Origin of the sequence: Alexandriicola marinus (genome assembly GCF_004000435.1) — a bacterium.
Classification (GTDB): domain Bacteria; phylum Pseudomonadota; class Alphaproteobacteria; order Rhodobacterales; family Rhodobacteraceae; genus Alexandriicola; species Alexandriicola marinus.
The window spans coordinates 1,115,053-1,134,464 of the sequence record NZ_RBVZ01000001.1 but is presented as its reverse complement, the minus strand read 5'-3'; the positions used below and the strand labels follow the sequence as shown (position 1 = coordinate 1,134,464).

19 protein-coding genes are annotated in these 19,412 nt (G+C 65.5%); 16 read left to right on the top strand and 3 right to left on the bottom strand.

Translation table 11 applies throughout. The features are described 5' to 3' along the window. Positions 1–79: 79 nt before the first annotated feature. From EP376_RS05535 to EP376_RS05485, 11 genes are all read left to right on the top strand, one after another. Positions 80–1,069 carry a substrate-binding domain-containing protein gene (locus tag EP376_RS05535; RefSeq protein WP_127654514.1) on the top strand — a complete coding sequence of 330 codons (990 nt, stop codon included), beginning with the start codon at positions 80–82 and terminating at the stop codon, positions 1,067–1,069. A gap of 76 nt (positions 1,070–1,145) precedes the next feature. Continuing rightward, positions 1,146–1,940: an ATP-binding cassette domain-containing protein gene (locus EP376_RS05530; protein ID WP_127654738.1), complete on the top strand. Its 795-nt coding sequence runs from the start codon at positions 1,146–1,148 to the stop codon at positions 1,938–1,940. A 10-nt stretch (positions 1,941–1,950) separates the two neighbouring features. Next, positions 1,951–3,006: an ABC transporter permease gene (locus EP376_RS05525; protein WP_127654513.1), complete on the top strand. Its 1,056-nt coding sequence runs from the start codon at positions 1,951–1,953 to the stop codon at positions 3,004–3,006. 1 nt (position 3,007) lies between these two features. Then, positions 3,008–3,721: an SDR family NAD(P)-dependent oxidoreductase gene (locus EP376_RS05520; protein WP_127654512.1), complete on the top strand. Its 714-nt coding sequence runs from the start codon at positions 3,008–3,010 to the stop codon at positions 3,719–3,721. A gap of 1 nt (position 3,722) precedes the next feature. Further along, positions 3,723–4,424, top strand: a complete 702-nt coding sequence (locus tag EP376_RS05515) for an SDR family oxidoreductase (RefSeq protein ID WP_127654511.1) — start codon at positions 3,723–3,725, stop codon at positions 4,422–4,424. Continuing rightward, positions 4,421–5,566 (top strand): cytochrome P450, encoded by a 1,146-nt coding sequence (locus tag EP376_RS05510; RefSeq protein ID WP_127654510.1) that lies wholly within the window; start codon positions 4,421–4,423, stop codon positions 5,564–5,566. The genes EP376_RS05515 and EP376_RS05510 overlap by 4 nt, the downstream gene beginning before the upstream one ends. A gap of 6 nt (positions 5,567–5,572) precedes the next feature. Then, the gene (locus EP376_RS05505) at positions 5,573–7,645 is read left to right on the top strand and encodes a glycoside hydrolase family 31 protein (RefSeq protein WP_127654509.1); all 2,073 of its coding nucleotides are present in this window, start codon (positions 5,573–5,575) and stop codon (positions 7,643–7,645) included. 78 nt (positions 7,646–7,723) lie between these two features. Beyond that, positions 7,724–8,302, top strand: a complete 579-nt coding sequence (locus tag EP376_RS05500; protein ID WP_203330869.1) for a 2-oxoacid:acceptor oxidoreductase family protein — start codon at positions 7,724–7,726, stop codon at positions 8,300–8,302. Beyond that, positions 8,295–9,470 carry a pyruvate ferredoxin oxidoreductase gene (porA, locus tag EP376_RS05495; RefSeq protein ID WP_127654508.1) on the top strand — a complete coding sequence of 392 codons (1,176 nt, stop codon included), beginning with the start codon at positions 8,295–8,297 and terminating at the stop codon, positions 9,468–9,470. The genes EP376_RS05500 and porA overlap by 8 nt, the downstream gene beginning before the upstream one ends. Further along, positions 9,470–10,537: a thiamine pyrophosphate-dependent enzyme gene (locus EP376_RS05490; RefSeq protein WP_127654507.1), complete on the top strand. Its 1,068-nt coding sequence runs from the start codon at positions 9,470–9,472 to the stop codon at positions 10,535–10,537. Before porA ends, EP376_RS05490 begins: the two co-directional genes overlap by 1 nt. A 1-nt stretch (position 10,538) precedes the next feature. Further along, positions 10,539–12,224, top strand: coding sequence for an FAD-dependent oxidoreductase (locus EP376_RS05485; RefSeq protein ID WP_127654506.1), 1,686 nt, complete (start codon positions 10,539–10,541; stop codon positions 12,222–12,224). A gap of 3 nt (positions 12,225–12,227) precedes the next feature. Here the strand turns inward: EP376_RS05485 and EP376_RS05480 are convergent, their stop codons facing one another. The 3 genes from EP376_RS05480 to EP376_RS05470 all read right to left on the bottom strand — a co-directional run bounded on the left by EP376_RS05480 (position 12,228) and on the right by EP376_RS05470 (position 14,809). Beyond that, positions 12,228–13,151: an endonuclease/exonuclease/phosphatase family protein gene (locus EP376_RS05480; protein WP_127654505.1), complete on the bottom strand. Its 924-nt coding sequence runs from the start codon at positions 13,149–13,151 to the stop codon at positions 12,228–12,230. An 87-nt stretch (positions 13,152–13,238) separates the two neighbouring features. Next, complete coding sequence (gene speB / locus EP376_RS05475) at positions 13,239–14,186, bottom strand: agmatinase (protein WP_127654504.1); 948 nt, start codon at positions 14,184–14,186, stop codon at positions 13,239–13,241. Beyond that, positions 14,183–14,809 carry a TetR/AcrR family transcriptional regulator gene (locus EP376_RS05470; protein ID WP_127654503.1) on the bottom strand — a complete coding sequence of 209 codons (627 nt, stop codon included), beginning with the start codon at positions 14,807–14,809 and terminating at the stop codon, positions 14,183–14,185. Before EP376_RS05470 ends, speB begins: the two co-directional genes overlap by 4 nt. Positions 14,810–14,938: 129 nt before the next feature. On the opposite strand from EP376_RS05470, the gene EP376_RS05465 reads away from it, so the two are divergent. Genes EP376_RS05465 through EP376_RS05445 form a run of 5 tightly spaced genes read left to right on the top strand, consistent with a single transcriptional unit; the run spans position 14,939 to position 19,384 of the window. Next, on the top strand, positions 14,939–15,994 hold the full coding sequence (locus EP376_RS05465; RefSeq protein ID WP_127654502.1) for an ABC transporter substrate-binding protein: 1,056 nt from the start codon (positions 14,939–14,941) through the stop codon (positions 15,992–15,994). Then, positions 15,991–16,842: an ABC transporter permease gene (locus tag EP376_RS05460; RefSeq protein WP_127654501.1), complete on the top strand. Its 852-nt coding sequence runs from the start codon at positions 15,991–15,993 to the stop codon at positions 16,840–16,842. The genes EP376_RS05465 and EP376_RS05460 overlap by 4 nt, the downstream gene beginning before the upstream one ends. Then, positions 16,839–17,612, top strand: a complete 774-nt coding sequence (locus EP376_RS05455) for an ABC transporter permease (RefSeq protein WP_127654500.1) — start codon at positions 16,839–16,841, stop codon at positions 17,610–17,612. Before EP376_RS05460 ends, EP376_RS05455 begins: the two co-directional genes overlap by 4 nt. After that, positions 17,609–18,649 (top strand): ABC transporter ATP-binding protein, encoded by a 1,041-nt coding sequence (locus tag EP376_RS05450; protein WP_127654499.1) that lies wholly within the window; start codon positions 17,609–17,611, stop codon positions 18,647–18,649. The genes EP376_RS05455 and EP376_RS05450 overlap by 4 nt, the downstream gene beginning before the upstream one ends. A 3-nt stretch (positions 18,650–18,652) precedes the next feature. Further along, the gene (locus tag EP376_RS05445; RefSeq protein ID WP_127654498.1) at positions 18,653–19,384 is read left to right on the top strand and encodes an MBL fold metallo-hydrolase; all 732 of its coding nucleotides are present in this window, start codon (positions 18,653–18,655) and stop codon (positions 19,382–19,384) included. Positions 19,385–19,412 lie beyond the last annotated feature (28 nt).

The window sequence follows — 19,412 nt, the reverse complement described above, 5'->3', positions numbered from 1 at the left end:
GGAAAAATGATCGGGATAAGCCAAAAACGTTTTTGGCTCGAAGGCGCGGGTTTCCGTGCCGTTCCACAGGGAGGTAAACATGCGAAATATCGCGAAAATCATGCTTGGCGCCGCCTCGGCGATCGCGCTGACGGCCGGCGCAGCCGCCGCGCAGGAAGAGGGTTGGTGTTCGGATCAGACGATTCGCGTCTTTTCGGGCGGTCCCGCCGGCGGGGCGTTCAACTCGATCATTGATCGCGGTGCGCTTCAGGCCGCCGCGGATACCGGCGCGAATGTCGAGATCGTCTATTCGGAATGGGATTTCGACAAGATGGTCACCCAGTTCCGCGAGGCGATCAGCCAGCGCCCCGATGGCATTGCCATGATGGGTCATCCCGGCGATGACGCGCTGATGCCACTGGCCGCCGAAGCCGATGCCGCGGGCATCCCGGTCATGTACATGAACGTGGATGTGCCCCAGATCCGGGCCCGGTTCGGGTCGGGCTACGTGGGGGCCACGCTCTACAATCAGGGCCGCGCACTGGGCGAGGAAACCCTGCGCCTTGCCGGCGACCAGCTGGGCGAAGGCGACAAGGCGATCGTCATGAGCCGCTGGGAATCCGAGAACCGCGCACAGCGCGAACTGGGCCTTGTCGACGTGCTGGAGGAAGCGGGTCTCGAGGTGATCAAGCTGCAGGAGGCCGAAGGCGCCTCGGCAGACCAGATGCTTCAGCTTCCGGTTCTGACCTCGACGCTTCTGTCCAATCCCGAAACCAAGCTGATCGGCTATCCGGGCGGCCCGTGGCTGTCGGCTGCGCCCGTCTTCATGGAAACGGTCGGCAAGGAACCCGGAGAGGTTCTTGGTGTCGGCTTCGACCTTGGTCAGGGCGTCATGGCGGCTTTCGAGGCCGGGCATGTCCTCGTGACCTCGGATCAGCAGCCGTATCAGCAGGGCTATCTGCCGGTCCTGTCGCTGTGCCAGCAGCTTGTCTACAAGCTCGGGCCGCTCAACGTCGATACGGGCGCCGGCTTTGTCACCGTTGACAATTTCGAGGACGTCGTCGCGCTTGCCGAGGCGGGCATCCGCTAGGCAATCCTCCCCGGGCGCGGCGGGCCTGTAATCGAGGGCCCGCCGCGTTCGCGTTCAACCGACAAAGGAGACGATGATGGCGGCCTCAGGCGAACCGATCATCGAAATGCGCAACATCGTGAAGCGGTTCGGCAACGTCGAGGCCCTGTCCGGCGTGTCAATGACCGTCCGCAGGGGCGAGGTGCTGGGCCTTCTGGGCGATAATGGCGCGGGAAAATCCACGCTCGTCAAGACGCTCGCGGGTGTGCACGACCCCGACGAGGGCGAGATCATCGTCAAGGGCAAACCCCGCAAACCCTGGACACCGCTTGCCGCCCGCGACGCGGGCATCGAGACCGTCTTTCAGGACCGGGCTCTGGCGCCACAGCATTCGATCGTCACCAATATCTTCATGGGCCGCGAGATGACCAACTGGCTGGGCCTTACACAGGTTCAGAAACAGGTCGACGAGGCCAACCGTCTGATGCGCGAGATCGGGTTTACCTCAAAGGTCTTCAACCCGGAATCGACCGTAGGCCACCTGTCGGGCGGCGAACGGCAGGGCGTCGCCATCGCGCGCGCGCTTTACAACAAGGCCGATGTGATCGTTCTTGACGAGCCGACCACCGCGCTGTCCCTGACCGAGACACAGAAGGTGTTCCGCTTCGTCGAAGCCGTCCGGGCATCGGGCCGGACAGTCGTTTTCATCGGGCACAACATCTACCACGTCTGGGAAATCGCAGACCGGTTCTTCGTAATTGACCGTGGGCGCGAGGCCTTCGAGGGTGAGAAGTCGCAGTTCGGCGGCGCCGACCACCTGATCGAATTGATGCATCAACTGGCCGAGACCGGCCAAGCCGATGTCGGTTCCCTGACCGAACCGGCCGCCTGAGGAGAGCGATATGAGCGACGCAACACCCGCCGCCACCAAGCCGTCCGAGGCCAACGCAAGCGCGGTCGACAAACGGCAGGAGCAATCGGCATGGTTCCGGTTCTATCGCCGCAACGGCCGCGCACTGAACGCCTTCATCACGCTGATGCTCGTCTGGGGCGTCTTCGCGGTGAACAACCCTGTCCTGTTCCTGAACCCGATCTTCTATGGCGCGTTCCTGTTCTCTGTCCCGGCGACCGTGTTCCTGACGACGGCGCTTGTTTTCGTGATCGTCTCGGGGGAGCTGGACCTCGCCTTTCCCTCGGTCGTGGGCGCCTCGGGCGGGATATTCATGTACATGGTCATGAGCGGCGCGCCGGTCGTGGGTTCGTTCTTCGTCACGCTCGGGTTCGGGGCGCTGATCGGGCTCGGGATCGGGTTGATCGTGGTCTATGGAAAGATCTCGTCGCTGGTGGCGACGCTGGGTCTTAATTTCTTCATCCTCGGGCTTGTGAATCTTCTGGCGCAGGGCCGCACGATCACCGCACCCGAGGCCGTCGATACCTTCGGCTACCAGCTGTTCGTCGGCAAATGGGAGCTGTTCGAGACAGGTCTTCAGGTGCCGATGCACTTTGTCTGGTGCCTGATCTGGACGTTGTTCTGCTGGGTCCTGTTCAAATATCACCGCTTTGGCGTGCGGGTGCAGCTGGTGGGCGACAATTCCGACAGCGCGCGCCAGATGGGGATCAATGTCGAACGTATCCGCGTGGGTGTCTTCGTCTTCTCCGGGATCGCGGCGGCGATCACCGGTGCGGTGCTGGTCCAGATGGCGAACATGGTCTGGTTCCCGACCAGCGGGAAGGCCTATCTCCTTATCGCGCTTGCGGCCCTGTTCGTGGGTGGCACCCCCACATGGGGCGGGGTCGGCACGATCTTTGGCGCCTTCTTCGGCGCGCTCACCGTGACGCTGATCCCCTCGGGCGCGGTGGGTGCGGGCTTTGCCGGGTACTGGACCGATTTCCTCTTTGGTCTCGTCATCATCCTGACGATGATTGCGCACCGCTTCTCGGGCGCGCGGGTGAGGTAGAATGCCGCGTGCCGTCATCACGGGGGCCGCAGGCGGCATCGGCGGAGCGGTCGCGCGGACATTCGCCGCCGCCGGATACGAACTGGCCCTGCTCGACCTGTCGAAGGCCGAACAGCCGGGCGCCGAGTCCATCGCGCTCGATCTGACCGACCCAGAGGCCGTGGCCGAAGCCTTTGAGCGTATCGCGCGCCGATGGGACAGGATCGACGCCCTGATCAACGTGGCGGGCATCAATCATCGCGCGCCCGTGCGCGAGATGGCTGTCGCCGACTGGGACAGGATGATGGACGTCAACGTGGGCCACATGTTCCTGACGGCAAAGAACGCTGTGTCGCACATGGGCGAGGGGGCGGCGATCGTGAACATGGCCTCGATTTCGGGCCATGTCGCGACGCCCGATTACCCGGCCTATGTCACGACGAAGGCCGCCGTCGAAAGCTTTACCTTCGCGCTGAGCCAAGAGGTGGGCGATCGCGGCATTCGGGTCAATGCGGTGGCGCCGGGCTGGGTCAACGCGGGCTTTACCGACGCGGCGCTGTCAGAGGCGGAAAACCCGCAAGACATCTTTGACGCTGCCCGCGAGGCGCATCTTCTGGGACGGATGGCCGAACCGGAGGAGGTCGCCGATGCGGCGCTGTGGTTGGCCTCGCCCGAGGCGTCCTTCGTGACGGGGCAGACGCTCTTCGTGGACGGCGGCCTGATGAGGAAACACTGAGATGAGACCCCTTGCCGGACAGATCGTTGTGACGGGTGGCGCGGGCGGGATCGGTGCGGCCTGCGTCAAGGCAATCCGCGCGGCCGGCGGCACGCCCGTCTCTCTCGATCAGGTGGAAAACCCCGACTGCCGGAGCCTGATCGTCGACGTCTCGGACGAGGCCGAGATCTCCGCCGCCATGGCCGATATCAGAGAGGTTTCGGGCCTGATCTGCGTGGCGGGCACCAACGCCCACGGCCGTCTCGAAGACCTGGCATGGGAGGACTGGCGCCGCGTCATGGCTGTCAACGTCCGCGGCATGATGCTGGCCATGAAACATGCGCAAGTGTCGGATGGCGGGGGCATCGTTCTGACGGCATCGGTCGCGGCTCATATCGGCTGTGACGGATACACGGCCTATCACACCTCGAAAGGGGCGGTTCTGGGCCTGATGCGCGCGACCAGCGGCGAATTCGCGCCCCGGGGCATCCGGGTCAACGCGGTCAGCCCCGGATGGGTTGACACGGCGTTCACCGATCGCGGGCTGGCTGCGTTGCCCGATGGCGCGGCAGTGCGCGCCCGCGCCGCAGAGGCCCATATCCTCGGCCGCATCGCGCAACCGGCCGAAATCGCGCAGGCGATGATTTTTCTTCTGTCCGACAGCGCGCGGTTCATCACGGGGACCGAGCTGGTCGTTGACGGCGGCTTCCTGAGAAAGCGATGACAGAACCGTCCGATCCCTTTGCCCGGGCGCGGGCCTCGGGCGCATATGCCGGCGATTTCGGGGGCGAAATCATTCCCGTTCTCGTGAATTACGCCGAGATACGGCGCGCCGCCGGCCAATGGGAGGATCTGTCGAGCGCTGTGCCGGGGCGGATCCAGATCCCGGCCGAAGACGACGTGCGCAGCCTGCGGCAATTGCCGATCGAAACCGACCCGCCGCTGCATGACGGCTACAAGGCGCTGGTGCAGGACTATTTCCGCCGCCCCCGGACGGATCCGGACATGCGCGAAGGGATCAATGCCGTCGTGGCGCGGGTATTGGGGGATTTGCACGACGGGGCCGAGACGGATGCCCTGCGCGATGTCGCGCTTCCCATCCAGTCGCGCGCTTTGGCGGTTCTGCTGGGCCTGCCGGCAGAGGAAGCCGAAGGCTGGATCGGTTGGGGGCTTCATGCCTTCAAGACCGAGGCCGGCAACGACAAGGCGGCGGCAGACCGTCTCCTGCGGATGATCGAGCGCCATACCGACCGGGCCCTGTCCGAAGGCGGGGCGGATTTCTTCGGCCATCTGGCGGGGGCGCGCCTGAATGGACGGCCATTGTCGCGGGACGAGATCATCGGCTTTGCGCATGTCACCTTTGCGGGCGGCCGCGATACGTTGATCACTTGTATCGCGGCCACGCTGGCGCATTTCGCGGCGCAGCCCGGGGACCTCGATGCCGTGCGCGCCGATCCGCGATCCATTGCCCTCGCGGTCGAAGAGGTCATTCGCCATACCTCGCCGCTTACGCATATCGGCCGGATTTGCACCGGCGATATGCCGGTCGGCGGCGCCGGGTGCGAACGCGGCGACCGGGTTGCCCTGTGCTGGGCGGCCGCCAATCTTGATCCTGAACGGTTCGACGAGGCGCACCGCCTGCGGATCGACAGGCAACCGAACCCGCATGTCGCCTTCGGCTCGGGTCCGCATGCCTGCCTTGGCGCCACCCATGCGCGGGAAGTCCTGCGATCGTTGATCCACCAGCTGATCGAGCGCTTCGACCGGATTACCGTAGTCGACGTGGTCCGGGGCGAAAAGTCGATCGGCGGACCTGTCGTGCCGGGCGGATTTGTCCGTCTGCGCCTTTCCTTTCACCGAAAGTGACCCCAGATGCCCGAGACCTACAGCCGCGACGGATCGGCCCTTATCATCCGCTTCAACGCAGAGACGATCCGGATCGAACCCTGGGGCCGCGATGCGCTGCGCGTTCGCGCCCGCCCCGGCGGTGCGGTGGTCGAACCGCATGTCTCGGCCCTTCTGCCAGCCGAAGATACGCCGTCGGAGATCGAGATCGACGGACCCAGGGCCAGCCTCACCACGGGCCGGATCCGGGCCGAGGTCAGGCTCGTGCGGCGGTTGGGCGCCGAGGTTCCGAAAGAGCCCGAGATCAGGTTCGTCCGCAGCGACACGGGCGAGGAATTGCTGGCCGAAACGCGCAGCCATTTCGCGGGTCCGTCACCGCGCAATTTCAAGGCGATCGCTGGCGGGTCGTTCCAGCTCGAGGCCCGGTTCCGGGCCTATCCGGACGAAAGCCTGATGGGGCTGGGCCAGCCGCAGCACGGGCTCGAGGATCTCAAGGGAACATCGACGACGCTTGTTCAGCAGAACACCCATGTGGTGGTGCCCTTCGTTCTGTCGTCGCGGGGCTACGGGTTCTTGTGGAACAACCCCGCAACGGGGCGCGCCGATTTCGCCACCAATGTCACACGCTGGCTCGCGGATGCGACGCCGGGGCTGGATTACTGGATCACCGCCGGTGACAGCCCGACCGAGATCCTGTCCCGCTATGTAGGCGCCACCGGCCAGCCGCCGCAGTTGCCAGACTGGGCGACGGGGTTCTGGCAATGCAAGCTGCGCTATCGCTCGCAAGCCGAGATCCTCGAGGTCGCACGGGAATACCGGCGCCGGAACCTGCCCCTGTCCTGCATCGTCATCGATTTCTTCGCATGGACCCGGCAGGGCGAATGGCAGTTCGATCCCGCCGACTGGCCCGATCCCGAGGGGCTGGTCCGGGAACTGGACGAGATGGGGATCAAGACCATCGTATCGATCTGGCCCACCGTCGCGGCCAATGCCGAAACCTATGACGAGATGCGCGAGAAGGGCTATCTGCTGCGCACCGAACGCGGCGTGCCGGTTGTCATCCAGTTCCCCGACAAGGATCCCTATGGCATTCACTTCCTGACCTATTACGACCCCTTCAATCCCGAGGCCCGCGATTTCCACTGGGACCGGGTGCAAAAGGGATATGTCGACAAGGGGTTCACCAATTTCTGGCTTGATGCCTGCGAGCCCGAGATGCGCCCAGCCCATTCCGACCACGTGCGCACGCATCTGGGCAACGGGGCCGAAATGCTCTCGGCCTTTCCGTTTCTTCATGCCAGCCGCTATGCCGAAGGCCTGCGGGCGGCGGGCGCCGAGGATCCGGTCCTTCTGTGCCGGTCCACCTGGGCCGGCGGGCAGAGGTTTCCGACGATCCTTTGGTCGGGCGATGTCTGGTCCACATGGGAGGATTACCGCGCCCAGATCGCGGCCGGCCTTCATGCGGCGATATCGGGGATCGGCTGGTGGACGACCGATATCGGCGGTTTCTACGAGGGCCACCGCGAGAACCCCGAGTTCCACGAATTGCTGGTGCGGTGGTTCGAATTCGGCGTCATGTCGCCGATCTGCCGGTTGCATGGGGTGCGGGTGCCCAATGGCGTGCCCTTCGCCGCCCCGGACGGCGAGGTCGATTACGGGCGCGAGCTGTTCCGCGTCTTCACCGATACCGGCGGCGACAACGAGGTCTGGTCCTATACGCCGGAACTTCTTGACCTGTTCACCGGACTGCTTGAATTGAGGGAACGCCTCCGGCCCTATCTGGACGCAACCTTTGCGGCCTATTCGGCTTCGGGCGTGCCGCCGATGCGGCCGCTCGCGTTTGCCTATCCCGGTCAGATGGGTTTGACCGGTCAGGGGGCCTATATGCTGGGTGACGATCTGCTGGTGGCCCCGGTGCTCGAGCCCGGTGCCCGGTCGCGTGAGGTCAGACTGCCCGACGGAGAGCAGTGGATCGACGTCTGGTCCGGCGCACGCCATCCCGGTGGCGCGACGGTGAGCCTCGCGGCAACGCCGGGCCGCCCCCCGGTCCTGTGCCGGGCCGAGGCATGGCAAGGGCTGGCGCCGGTCTTCACCATCTGAGCGGTGCGCTTTCGGCCCCCTGCGCGGTCGGCCGGTTGAATTTGATCTGCATCATGTCGGCATTCCCGAAGGCCCGGCATGGTCGGGGTTATGATCGAATATCGCATTCACGGCAGAGGCGGGCAGGGCAGCGTGGCGGCAGCCTATCTCCTCGCGGCGACCGCTTTTCATGCAGGCCAGATGTGTCAGGCCTTTCCGGCCTTCGGGGCCGAACGACGCGGCGCGCCTGTCACGGCCTTTGTCCGGACCGACGAGGCGCCGATCCGTCTGCGCGCGCAAGTGCGCACACCGCATTTCCTGATCGTGCAGGACGGAACGCTCTTGCAGGACCCGTCCATCGTGGCGGGGCTTCGGCCCGGCGGGGGCATGGTCGTCAACACGACCCGCCCTGGTGACGAGGTCGCAGCGGAATTCGGCTGTCGGGCGCTGACGATCCCGGCCACCGAGCTAGCCGAGGAGGTCATCGGCCGACCGATCCCGAATACCGCTCTTCTGGCGGCGTTCCTCTCGGTCACGGGGCTTTTCGAGATCGCTTCGCTCTCGGTCGCCCTGCGCGACCGGTTCTCGGGCACGACGCTCGAGCGCAATCTGGCGCTTGTCGAGAAGGTGGCCGCCACGATCCGACCCGATGCCTGGAAGGAGCCTGCGGATGCTTGAAGCCATCGAAGGAAGCCAGGCCATCGCCCGTGCGGTGGCCATGTGCCGGCCCGATGTCGTCGCGGCCTATCCGATCACGCCCCAGACCCACATCGTCGAGGCGCTGTCGCGGCTCGTGGCCGAAGGCGAGATGCATACCGAATTCGTCAGCGTCGAGAGCGAGTTCTCGGCCGCCTCGGTCGTTCTGGGGGCCGCGGCCACCGGCGCGCGGGCCTATACGGCGACCGCCAGTCAGGGCGTTCTTCTGATGGCCGAGGTTCTGTTCAACATCTCGGGCATGCGGGTGCCGCTTGTCATGACGGTGGCCAATCGTGCAGTCTCGGCGCCCCTGTCGATCTGGAACGATCACAGCGATTCCATGGCGGTGCGCGATTGCGGATGGATCCAGCTGCATTGCGCCGACAATCAGGAGGCCGTCGACACCACGATCCAGGCATTCCGCATTTCGCAGGAGACGGAACTGCCGGTCATGGTCTGCATGGACGGTTTTGTTCTGACCCATACGCTCGAACCCATCGAGATGCCCGATCAGACCGACATCGACGGCTGGCTGCCACCGCTTGAATTCGACCGCAGGCTCGATCCGTCCGACCCGAAATCGCTGGGCACTCTGGTGTCGCCCGACTTCTTTGCCGAGGTGCGCCATAGTCACCATGCGGCGATGATCCGCGCGCTCGACGTGATCGAAACGGTCGATGACGATTGGCACGCGATGACGGGCCGTCGGGGTGGCGGGCTCGTGGAGGTGGCGGGCGATCCGGAGGCGAAGATCGGCATCCTTGCGATGGGTTCGACCTTCGGCACGCTCGAGACCGGGATGGAACATGCGGGCGCGCAGGCGGGCCGCGCCCGGCTGATCAAGTTGCGCGCGTTTCGCCCGTTCCCCGCCGCTGCGTTGCGCGCCGCCTGTGCGGGGCTGGAGCATCTGATCGTGATCGATCGCGCGATCTCGCCCGGTCTTGGCGGTGTCGTGGGCACCGAGGTGGCCGCCGTCCTGGCCGGTGCGCCCGATGCGCCGCGCATCCACAATCACGCGCTGGGGCTGGGTGGCCGCGACATCCCCGAGACGATCTACGCCGACCTGATGACGGCTGTCGCCGATCCCGACGGGCCGGCCTTCTCGGTCTTTGATGCCGATCTGACGAAACTCGATCCGGAGGACCGCTGATGGCCGAGCATGATCCAAGGGGCGAACGGCTTGATGAATTGCGCCGGAAGTTCGGGCGCGAACCCCTCCCGCCCGGGGCAGACCAAAAGGAACTTACGCCACGCGAGGCGCAACCCCGGTTTCGCGGACTTGAGAGCGGGCACCGCGCCTGTCAGGGTTGCGGAGAGGCGCTGGCCGCGCGGCTGGTGACGGAATGCGCGGGCCCCGATGTCATGATCGCCAACGCGACCGGGTGCCTCGAGGTCTTTACCACGGCCTGGCCGCAATCCTCCTGGCGGGTGCCATGGATGCATTCCCTGTTCGAGAACGCCGGGGCCATCGCCTCGGGCATGGAAGCCGCCATGAAGGCCAAGGGCAAGAACACCAAGGTTCTCGCCTTCGGCGGCGATGGCGGAACCTATGACATCGGGTTTCAGGCCCTTTCGGGCATGCTGGAGCGGTATCACAACGTCCTTTACGTCTGCTACGACAACGAAGCCTACATGAATACCGGGATCCAGCGATCCTCCTCGACGCCGCATGCGGCCACCACGACCACCTCGCCCGCAGGCAAGGAGCGGATGGGCAAACGCCATTTGAAAAAAGATCTTCTGGCCATCGTCGCCGCCCATCACATCCCCTATGCGGCGGCGGCCTCGGTCGCCTATCCGGCCGATCTGCAACGCAAGGTCCGGTATGCGATGGGGATCGAGGGGCCGACGTTCCTCGTGATCCACAGCCCGTGCCCCTTGGGCTGGCGACACGACAGCGCCCTGACGATCGAGGTCGCACGGCGGGGCGTGGAATGCGGGCTCTTTCCTCTGGTCGAGATCGAACGTGGGGCGGTCACCAACGTGATGCCGATCCGCAAGGTGCGTCCGGTCACCGATTACCTTGAGTTGCAGGGCCGCTTTTCGCATCTGATGACCCCCGACGATGCCCGCGCCGAAGAAGAACGGGCGCATCTTCAGGCGCTGGCCGACCATAACATCCAGACCTTCGGCTTGCGCGGCGATACGCCCGACGCCGGCGATACGCAGGCCAGTTCGTCGGTCGGACGGGGTGGCCATCCGGCGGGGAGAGTGTGACATGGTGATCCTGACACGTGGGGCCTATGCACGGCCCGGAACCTCGCTCGATTTCAAGACCGGCAACTGGCGGTCGGGCGAGGCGCCCGTTCATGTTCATGCCACGGCGCCCTGTGCCGCGTCCTGCCCGGCGGGCGAAGACCAGCAGGCCTGGTTCGCCCGTCTGCAGGAAGGCGACGCCGAGGGCGCGTGGCGCGAAGTCGTGCGGGCCAATCCCTTGCCCGCCGTCACAGGCCGGGTCTGCCCCCATCCCTGCGAGACGGCCTGCAACCGCGCCGCACTCGACGCGCCGCTTGCGATCCACAATGTCGAACGCTGGCTTGGCGACGAGGCGATCCGGCAGGGTTGGACCTATCCGGTGTCCGCGCCGGCGGCGGATGCGCCCGAGGTTGCGATCGTGGGGGCGGGCCCGGCGGGTCTGTCGGCGGCCTATCATTGCGTCCGCCAAGGCCTGAGGGCCGCGATCTACGAGGCCGCACCCGAAGCGGGCGGCCTGTTGCGCGCGGCCATTCCGCAGACCCGTCTGCCGCGCGACGTTCTGGATGCCGAGATCGCGCGCCTTCTGGACCTGCCGGGGATCACGCTAAACCTGCGGGCACGGCTGGGGCGCGACGTCACGCTCGACGAACTGGAGCGCGATCACGCCGCCGTTCTTCTGGCGCCGGGATGTCAGGCCAACAAGGCGTGGTCCATCGACGGCGCTGTGCCCGTCGATCTGCACGAGGGGCTGAACCTTCTCAAGGAATTCGTCGATCACGGCCAATTGCCCGAGGCGCGGCGCGTCATCGTGCATGGCGGCGGCAACACGGCGATGGATCTGTGCCGCGCGATGAAACGCGCAGGCGCCGAGCAGGTGACACTTGTCTCCGCCTCGGGTCTGCCCGGGCCGGAAACGGACCCCTCGGACGTGATCAATGTCGTGCCGCGTGAACTTGAGGAGGCGTTGGAGGAGGGGATCGAGATCCTCGATCACACGACGATCAACCGCCTGATCCTGCGCGGCAGTCGGGTCACCGGCGTCGAGGTCATGAGCCTGCGCAAGCTGCGCGGCGAGGATGGCCGGGCGCACCGCGTTGGTTTCGAGGGCACGGAACGTGTCCTGCCTGTCGACATGGTGATCCCCTGTATCGGCGAGGAAGTGGCACCCGAAGGGTTGGGCGCCCTGATCGATCACGGCTATCTGAGGCCCCGCGATCCGGCGGGCCGGCTGACGCAGGAGCGGGTTTTCGCCCTTGGCGATGCGCGCGGCGATCACGGCACGGTGGCGGCCGCGATCGGCGACGGGCTTCGGGCGGTCAGGGCACTGGTTGCCGAACTCGAGGGCGCGCCCGCATCGCCCGACGGCGACAGGGTCGGGATTGCGCCGGATCAGCTGAACCTGTCCTATTACGACCATTCGGCGCGGGTGGCGGCACCCAAGCTGCGGGTCGAGGCCCGGACCTTCGAGACCGAGATCGAGGGCGATATCGGGCGCGCCGCCGCGATGGCCGAGGCACAACGGTGCCTGTCCTGCGGCAATTGCCTGGCTTGCGACAATTGCTGGACCTTCTGCCCCGACAACGCGGTGATCAAGACGGTCGAACTGGCCCGCGACGGATCGCATTACCTGTTCGATCTGGATTACTGCAAGGGCTGCGGGCTTTGCGCGCAGGAATGCCCGACGGGATATATCCGGATGCAATCCTGACGCTTACGTCGCGGGGTCCAGCAGTCCCGGGAAATCGACATGGACCAGGGCGTGATCGCTCGCATGTGGCCTCCGGGCAATCGCCGCGTCATCGCCGGTCAGCCCCATGCTGGCGCGAATGATGCCGGGCCGGACGGCGGGATATTCCTCGGCCAGACGGGGCGAGACGAGGATCCTGTCGGGCCGGGAGTGCAGATGCGTCCCGGCAACCTCGTAGGTCCAGCGATCGCCCGGTCGCCTCCGATCCATCAGGTCGACGGCGAAATCCGATGTCAGGGGTGCCAGCGCGCTTGGTCCCGGCTCCTGTCCGGGGGCCGGTTCGTTGAAATCGCCAAGCGCGATCCAGCGCGCCTGATCGGGCCGGTCGAAGCGCCGCTCGATAATGCGGCGCACGGCGCGCGCCTCGGCCTCGCGGACAAGATGGGCCTTTTGTGCATCAGGGTAGGGGGCTTTGAAGTGGCAGACAAAGATGGTGAGCCCGCCGAACTCAAGCTCGAGGCAGTCGCGCCTGAAGATCGGTAGATCGCGCAAGGCGTCGGGCAGGTCGGTCAGGCCCAGATCGCCGCCGGTGACATGGGCATGGCTGCGCACGGTGGCAGGTGCGATCCGGGACATGGCCGCCACGTTCAACCCGCGCCCGTCATTGCCGGGGCGGCAAATCCGGACGGGGTAGGCCGGCCCGGCGATCCGGCGCAGGAACCTGTCATGCAGATGATCGAGCGCCGCGAGATCGAACACCTCCTGCAAGGCGATAATGTCGGCGCGGGCCTCCTGGATCACGCGGGCGGTCTGCCACCGGTCGGCGATGTCCATCGTGCGCGAGCGGCCCGGCTGGGACATGTCGCCATCGACCGCACCATCGAGATGCGCCCGCCCGTCGATGCGGCGCAGGCGCAGGTTTTGCAGGTTGAAGGTCGCGATGCGCATGATGGGAGACGCCCCGGCGCGGCTGCATGGATATGCCGCCAGCCTAGCCTCGGCGTCCCGCCGCTTTCCACGAAAATCAGGCCGGGCCTAGCCGCGGGTGACCCCGGGCAGGGCGCAGAGCATCTCGAACAGAAGGTTCGCGGCGATCAGCGCGGTGTTGCCGGTCGGATCATAGGGCGGCGAGACTTCGACAAGATCGCACCCCACAAGGTTGAGCCCGGCGCAGCCGCGCACGATTTCCAGCGCCTGAACGGTGGTCAGCCCGCCGGGCTCGACCGTGCCGGTGCCGGGCGCGAAGGCAGGGTCGAGGCTGTCGATATCGAAGCTGAGGTAGACAGGCGCATCGCCCACCACATCGCGCACCCGTTCCATCAGCGGGGAGAGCGATTTGTGCCAGCATTCCTCGGCCTGAACCACTGTCCAGCCCCGGTCGCGGCCCCAGTCGAAATCTTCGGGCGCATAGCCTGTGCCCCGCAGGCCGATCTGGAAGACCTTGTCGTTTTGCAGGCAGCCATCCTCCCATGCGCGGCGGAACGGGCAGCCATGCGCCACGGTCTCGCCGAACATGTGTTCGTTGATATCGGCATGGGCATCGACATGGATCAGGGCCACGGGCCCGTGACGCGCCCTGATGGCGCGCAGGATCGGCCATGTCAGCGTGTGATCGCCACCCAGTGTCAGGGGGATCGTCCCGTGCGACAGAACCTCGTGGTAATGTTCGGTGATGATGTCGACGGATTTCTTCAGATCGAAGGTGTTGATCGGCACATCGCCGATATCCGCGATCTGGAGGCTGTCGAAGGGGGCAGCCCGCGTTGCCATGTTGTAAGGCCGGATCATCCGGCTTTCATCGCGGATCTGGCGCGGCCCGAGGCGGGTGCCGGGACGGTTAGAGGTGCCGATATCCATCGGGATCCCGATGAAACAGGCGTCCAGCCCTTCGGCTGTGTCCTGCGAAGGCAGGCGCATCATCGTGGCGGGGCCGCCAAAGCGCGGCATGTCATTGCCGCCAAGCGGCTGGTTGAACCGGCTCATGCCTGTGCCTCCGGCGCGATCAGGCGCGCGAGGGGGGCGGTCTGGGCGGCAACCTCGCTGCGCAAAGTCTCGAGCGTCATGTCATCCTCCTTCACGAATTCGATGAACATCTGGTTCAGGTTGTTGAAGATCAGCTGCCCCATGGCCACCGGGTCGACATCTGCACGAACCTCGCCCCGCGCCTGAAGCGCGCGGATCAGATCGGTGACCTGCGCCGACAGGCGCGCGTCGAGTTCGGCATAGCGCCGGCCGTTGGGCGTGCCGGGCGCTTCGATCGCAAGGGCCATCGCGGTGCGCCACATTTCTTTCGACAGGTATTCGAGGGAATGGTCGTAATAGGAAAAGATTAGCGAAAGCAACGCCTCTTCCGCACCGGGCGGCGGGGCGCGAACGATCTCAGCCCCCGAGGCCAGAACCTCCTCGACCTCCATCGCGACCGTGGCGATCAGGATGTCGCCCTTGGTCTGGTAGTAGTTATAGACCGTGCCGACCGACACCTCGGCCATCTCGGCCAGGTCCTCGATTCGGACCGAACGATAGCCTTCTGCCCGAAATTTGGTCACTGCCGCACCCAGAATGCGTCTTTCGCGGTCAGCTTTTTGTCGTTCGCGCAATCCGGCCATGGCAATCGTACCCGAGCGTTGAGGACCCATCGAAAAATGACGTTGACTGCAAAGATGAATGACTTCAACTTTTTTCACAAGACGCCGCGACCAGCGCGGTCAACGCGAACCACATCTGGGAGAATAGAGATGACCCGTCTGCCTGCCTTGCTATTGTCGACCACCGCCCTGAGCATCGGGGTGGCCGGCGCCGCCAGCGCACAGGAGCTGAACGCTCTGGTCTGGTGCGACCACACCGACCCCGCCCTGATCGAGCCGTTCGAGCAGGAATTCGGCGTCACGGTGAACCTGCGCGAATACGAAGGGACAGGCGCCGCGCTCGCGCTTCTGGAACAATCGCGCCCCGGCGACTGGGACGTGCTGGTCATCGACGGCATCGACGTGTTTCGCGCGGTCGAGGCCGGCATCCTGGCGCCGCTTGATCCGGCCGAACTGCCCACGGACGATTTCTTCCCCGAAGTGGTCATGGCCGAGAGCAACACCCTTGACGGCGTGACCTATGCGGTAACCGAGAAATTCGGCTACAACACCATCTCCTACAATTCCGAGGCGGTGGACCCGGCGGATATGGAAAGCCTCGCCACCGTCTGGTCCGAGAAATACGACGGCCGCATCTCGATCTACGATTATTACCTGCCGGTGATGGGCATTGCCGCGATGGCCGAGGGCATCGCGACCGCCGAGATCGGGATGGATGACCTTGCCCCGATCGGAGAGGTCCTCTCGACCATGCGCTCGCGCGCAGCATCGGTCGCGGGCGTCGTGGCGGCGCAGACCGCCCTCGCCACGGGCGAGGTGGATATCGTCGTTGGCGGCGGCGAATGGCTGACGGCCGTCCTGGCCGGGGAACAGCCCGAACTGACATGGACCATCCCCGAAGAGGGCGCCGTCCGCTGGGCGCAGTCCATCGGCGTGGTCGCAGGAACCGAACAGCCCGATCTTGCGCTGGAATTCGTCAAGTACATCGTCAGCCCCGAGGGGCAGGCCCGGCTTGCCACGTCGTCCTGTTTCTGGGGCATGCCCGCGAATGCCAAGGCCGGCGACGTGCTGAGCGACGAGGAAAAGGAGCTTCTGCGGTGGGACAGCCAGGCTGATTATCTGGCCCGGACCCAGCTCTATCCTGCGCCCGATACCGATCTCGATATCGAGATGCAGGACCTCTGGCTCGATACGCTGCAGCAGTGACCCCTCGCGCCGAGCGCATCCGGGGCTGGGGCTTTGCGGCCCCGGCTCTCCTCTGGACGGTGGCGTTCTTTGTCGTGCCCTTCCTCGTGATGGGCGCGATGAGCCTCGCCACGCTGGAGGGCCGGACGCTTGTCTGGGGGCTGTCGCTGGCCAATTACGTCGAACTGACGGAAAAGGCCTATCTGGCCCGCGCCATCATGGTGTCGCTCGAGATCACGGTGACGGTGACCGTCGTCTCGGTTGTGCTGGCCTATCCGCTGGCCTGGATCATCGCCTTCCGGGTGCCGGCCCGGTGGCAGCGGCTGGCGCTGCTTCTGGCGATTCTGCCGTTCTGGACGTCCTATGTCGTGCGATCCTATGCGTGGCTGCTGGTTCTGGCCCGCGAGGGCATGATCAACAACACGCTGATCGGCCTTGGCCTGATCTCGGAGCCTATCACATTGGCAAACACACGCTTTGCGACCGTGACGGGCTTCGTGCATTTCTTCGTCATGCTCTTGACGCTGACGATCTACGCCAACCTGATCCAGCTGTCGCCCAACTACCGCCGTGCAGCGATGGATCTGGGCGCGAACGCGTTCCAGACCTTCCGGCACGTGATCCTGCCGCTGACCTTGCCCGGGATCGTGACCGGCGCTTTCCTGACCTTTGTGCTGTGCATCGGCGACTATGTCACGCCGCAGATCCTTGGCGGCAACACCGAGTTGACCGTGCCGCAGGTGATCATGGTCCAGCTTGGCCGGCGCGCGGATTTCCCGCTGGCTTCGGCCCTGGCGATCGTTCTGATGGGGATCGTGACGCTGGCCTATATCGCGTCAGCCCGCTGGCTGAGGCTTGACCGGCTATGATCCTGCGCATGCTGCCATGGGCCTATCTGCTGGCCGCCTTTGTCTTCATCTACCTGCCGGTCGGCACGCTTGTTCTATTCTCGTTTCAGGAGGGCAGCCTTCCGGTGCCGCCCTTCAACGGGCCGTCGCTCAGGTGGTATGGCGATATCCTCGGGGACGACGATCTGACAGGCGCGCTCTTGAATTCGCTTCTGGTGGCGTTCGGCGCGGCGTCGGTCTCGGTGGTGCTGGGATTTCTGGCGGCCTATGGGCTGGCCCGGCATGTGCTGCCGGGATCGGCGGTGATGCGCGGCCTTCTGATCGCGCCGCTGACGGTCAGCTACCTGATCGTGGGGCTCGGGCTTCTGATCGTGATCACCCGCGCGGGGCTTGGCCTGTCGCTTGTGACGGCGGCCATCGGACATGTGGTGATCAACCTGCCGATCGCATTCGCGATCATCTATGCCTCGATGGGCGCGCAGCAGCAGAATGCCGAACGCGCGGCCCGGGATCTGGGCGCGTCGGAGGCGCAGGTGATCAGGCTGGTGACGGTTCCGATGCTGATGCCCGCCATTGCCGCGGCCTTCTTTCTTTCGGTGACGCTGTCGTGGGATGAATTCATCATCGCCTTCCTCCTGACCCGGTTCGACGTGACGCTGCCGGTCGAGATCTGGTCGATGCTGCGCTCGGGCCTGTCGCCCCGGCTCAATGCGATCGGCAGCCTCGTGTTCCTCGTGTCGGTCAGTGTCGTGTTGATCCTCGAACTTCTGGTCTTTCGGAGGCGCAGATGACTGCACCCGTGATCCTTGCCGGCCTCAACCATTGGTTCGGGCCGTTCCATGCCCTGAAGGATATCGATCTGACGATCGAGGCGGGGGAATATGTCACGCTTCTGGGGCCGTCGGGCTGTGGCAAGACCACGCTTCTGTCTGTCCTTGGCGGCTTCATCGATCCCAGCGCGGGCGAGGTGCTGATCGGCGGGCGCGACATGACCCATGTGCCGCCGGCCAAGCGACCCACGACGACGATGTTTCAGGATTACGCGCTGTTTCCGCACATGAGCCTGCGGGACAACGTGGGCTTTGGTCCGCGCATGGCGGGCATGGGGCGTGCGGCGCGGAATGCGCGGGCAGAGCAGTTGCTGGGCATGGTCGGGCTGGCCTCGGAGGCGGACAAGCGCCCGCATGAATTGTCGGGCGGTCAGCGTCAGCGCGTGGCGCTGGCCCGGGCGCTGGCGGTCGAGCCTGATGTCCTGCTGCTGGACGAACCGCTCGGCGCGCTCGACCTCAAGCTGCGCCGCGCCATGCAGGACGAGTTGAAGTCGATCCAGCGGCAGGTCGGCACCACCTTCGTGCATGTCACCCACGATCAGGAAGAGGCGATGGCCATCGCGGATCGGATCGTTGTGATGAACGCAGGCCGGATCGAGGATGTGGGCCCGCCCGCCCGGGTCTATCGCGCGCCCGCGTCCCTGTTCGCGGCCGATTTCATGGGCGAGATGAACCATCTGCCGGCCCGGATCACCGTCGAAGGGGTCGAGACGCCCTTTGGACTGATCCCGCAGGCCCTGCCGCCCACCGGCCGGGCGGTCGCCTGCCTGCGCCCCGAGGCGATCACGCTGGGCGAGGGACAGGTCCGGATCGGTCCGGCCCGCGTCCGCGACGCGGCCTTTTTCGGAACACACGCCCGGGCGCATCTGGTCCCCGACGCGACCCCCGATCTGACGCTCGTGGCCCATCTGCCGCCCGGCGCCATGCCCGCCCCGGGCGACAGCCTCGATCTGTCGGCCGCCTTCGACGCATTCCGCATCTTTCCGGTCAAGGAGTAGGACATGATCCGTGCCAAACCGCAGGACTGGTATCGCATCCGCCATCTGTCGGATGACGTGACTTTCATCGACGAGCCGTTCATCCACGAATTCTACCGCTGCAACATCTGGCACGTTCGCGGCCGCGATCGCGACATGCTGGTCGACAGCGGGATGGGCGTCGTGTCGCTGCGCGACTGGGTGCCGCTGGTGACCGAACGCGCCCTGACGGCGGTGGCGAGCCATACCCATTTCGATCATATCGGCTGCCATCACGAATTCGAGGATCGGGCCGTTCACCGTGCCGAGGCCGGGATCATGGCCGACCCAACCCGCGCCTCCACGCTCGCAGACCCCTACGTGACGGATGAGATATTCGACAGGTTGCCGCCCGCGCCCTATGAATCCGCCACCTACGCTGTCAAACGCGCGCCCGCGACACGGATCCTCGACGATGGCGACCTCGTCGATCTGGGCGACCGGCAGTTCGAGGTGATCCACACGCCCGGCCATTCGCCCGGCGGGATCGCGCTCTGGGAGGCGGCGACGGGTATCCTGTTCTCGGGGGATATCGTCTATGATGGCCCGCTTATCGAGGATACCTATCACGCCGATGCGGCCGATTATCACCGCTCAATGGTCCGTCTGCATGATCTGCCGGTGCGGGTCGTCCATGGTGGGCATTTCCCAAGCTATGACGGTGCCCGCCACCGCCAGATCATCCGCGCCTGGCTGGATGAAAAAGAGCGTGGCTGATCGCGCATCCGGTCGATTAGGCCTTTCA

Bases quoted from the DNA above. Each gene is read 5' to 3' on its own strand.
- EP376_RS05535 (WP_127654514.1), top strand. From the start codon at position 80: ATGCGAAATATCGCGAAAATCATGCTTGGCGCCGCCTCGGCGATCGCG.
- EP376_RS05530 (WP_127654738.1), top strand. From the start codon at position 1,146: ATGGCGGCCTCAGGCGAACCGATCATCGAAATGCGCAACATCGTGAAG.
- EP376_RS05525 (WP_127654513.1), top strand. From the start codon at position 1,951: ATGAGCGACGCAACACCCGCCGCCACCAAGCCGTCCGAGGCCAACGCA.
- EP376_RS05520 (WP_127654512.1), top strand. From the start codon at position 3,008: ATGCCGCGTGCCGTCATCACGGGGGCCGCAGGCGGCATCGGCGGAGCG.
- EP376_RS05515 (WP_127654511.1), top strand. From the start codon at position 3,723: ATGAGACCCCTTGCCGGACAGATCGTTGTGACGGGTGGCGCGGGCGGG.
- EP376_RS05510 (WP_127654510.1), top strand. From the start codon at position 4,421: ATGACAGAACCGTCCGATCCCTTTGCCCGGGCGCGGGCCTCGGGCGCA.
- EP376_RS05505 (WP_127654509.1), top strand. From the start codon at position 5,573: ATGCCCGAGACCTACAGCCGCGACGGATCGGCCCTTATCATCCGCTTC.
- EP376_RS05500 (WP_203330869.1), top strand. From the start codon at position 7,724: ATGGTCGGGGTTATGATCGAATATCGCATTCACGGCAGAGGCGGGCAG.
- porA (WP_127654508.1), top strand. From the start codon at position 8,295: ATGCTTGAAGCCATCGAAGGAAGCCAGGCCATCGCCCGTGCGGTGGCC.
- EP376_RS05490 (WP_127654507.1), top strand. From the start codon at position 9,470: ATGGCCGAGCATGATCCAAGGGGCGAACGGCTTGATGAATTGCGCCGG.
- EP376_RS05485 (WP_127654506.1), top strand. From the start codon at position 10,539: ATGGTGATCCTGACACGTGGGGCCTATGCACGGCCCGGAACCTCGCTC.
- EP376_RS05480 (WP_127654505.1), bottom strand. From the start codon at position 13,151: ATGCGCATCGCGACCTTCAACCTGCAAAACCTGCGCCTGCGCCGCATC.
- speB (WP_127654504.1), bottom strand. From the start codon at position 14,186: ATGAGCCGGTTCAACCAGCCGCTTGGCGGCAATGACATGCCGCGCTTT.
- EP376_RS05470 (WP_127654503.1), bottom strand. From the start codon at position 14,809: ATGGCCGGATTGCGCGAACGACAAAAAGCTGACCGCGAAAGACGCATT.
- EP376_RS05465 (WP_127654502.1), top strand. From the start codon at position 14,939: ATGACCCGTCTGCCTGCCTTGCTATTGTCGACCACCGCCCTGAGCATC.
- EP376_RS05455 (WP_127654500.1), top strand. From the start codon at position 16,839: ATGATCCTGCGCATGCTGCCATGGGCCTATCTGCTGGCCGCCTTTGTC.
- EP376_RS05450 (WP_127654499.1), top strand. From the start codon at position 17,609: ATGACTGCACCCGTGATCCTTGCCGGCCTCAACCATTGGTTCGGGCCG.
- EP376_RS05445 (WP_127654498.1), top strand. From the start codon at position 18,653: ATGATCCGTGCCAAACCGCAGGACTGGTATCGCATCCGCCATCTGTCG.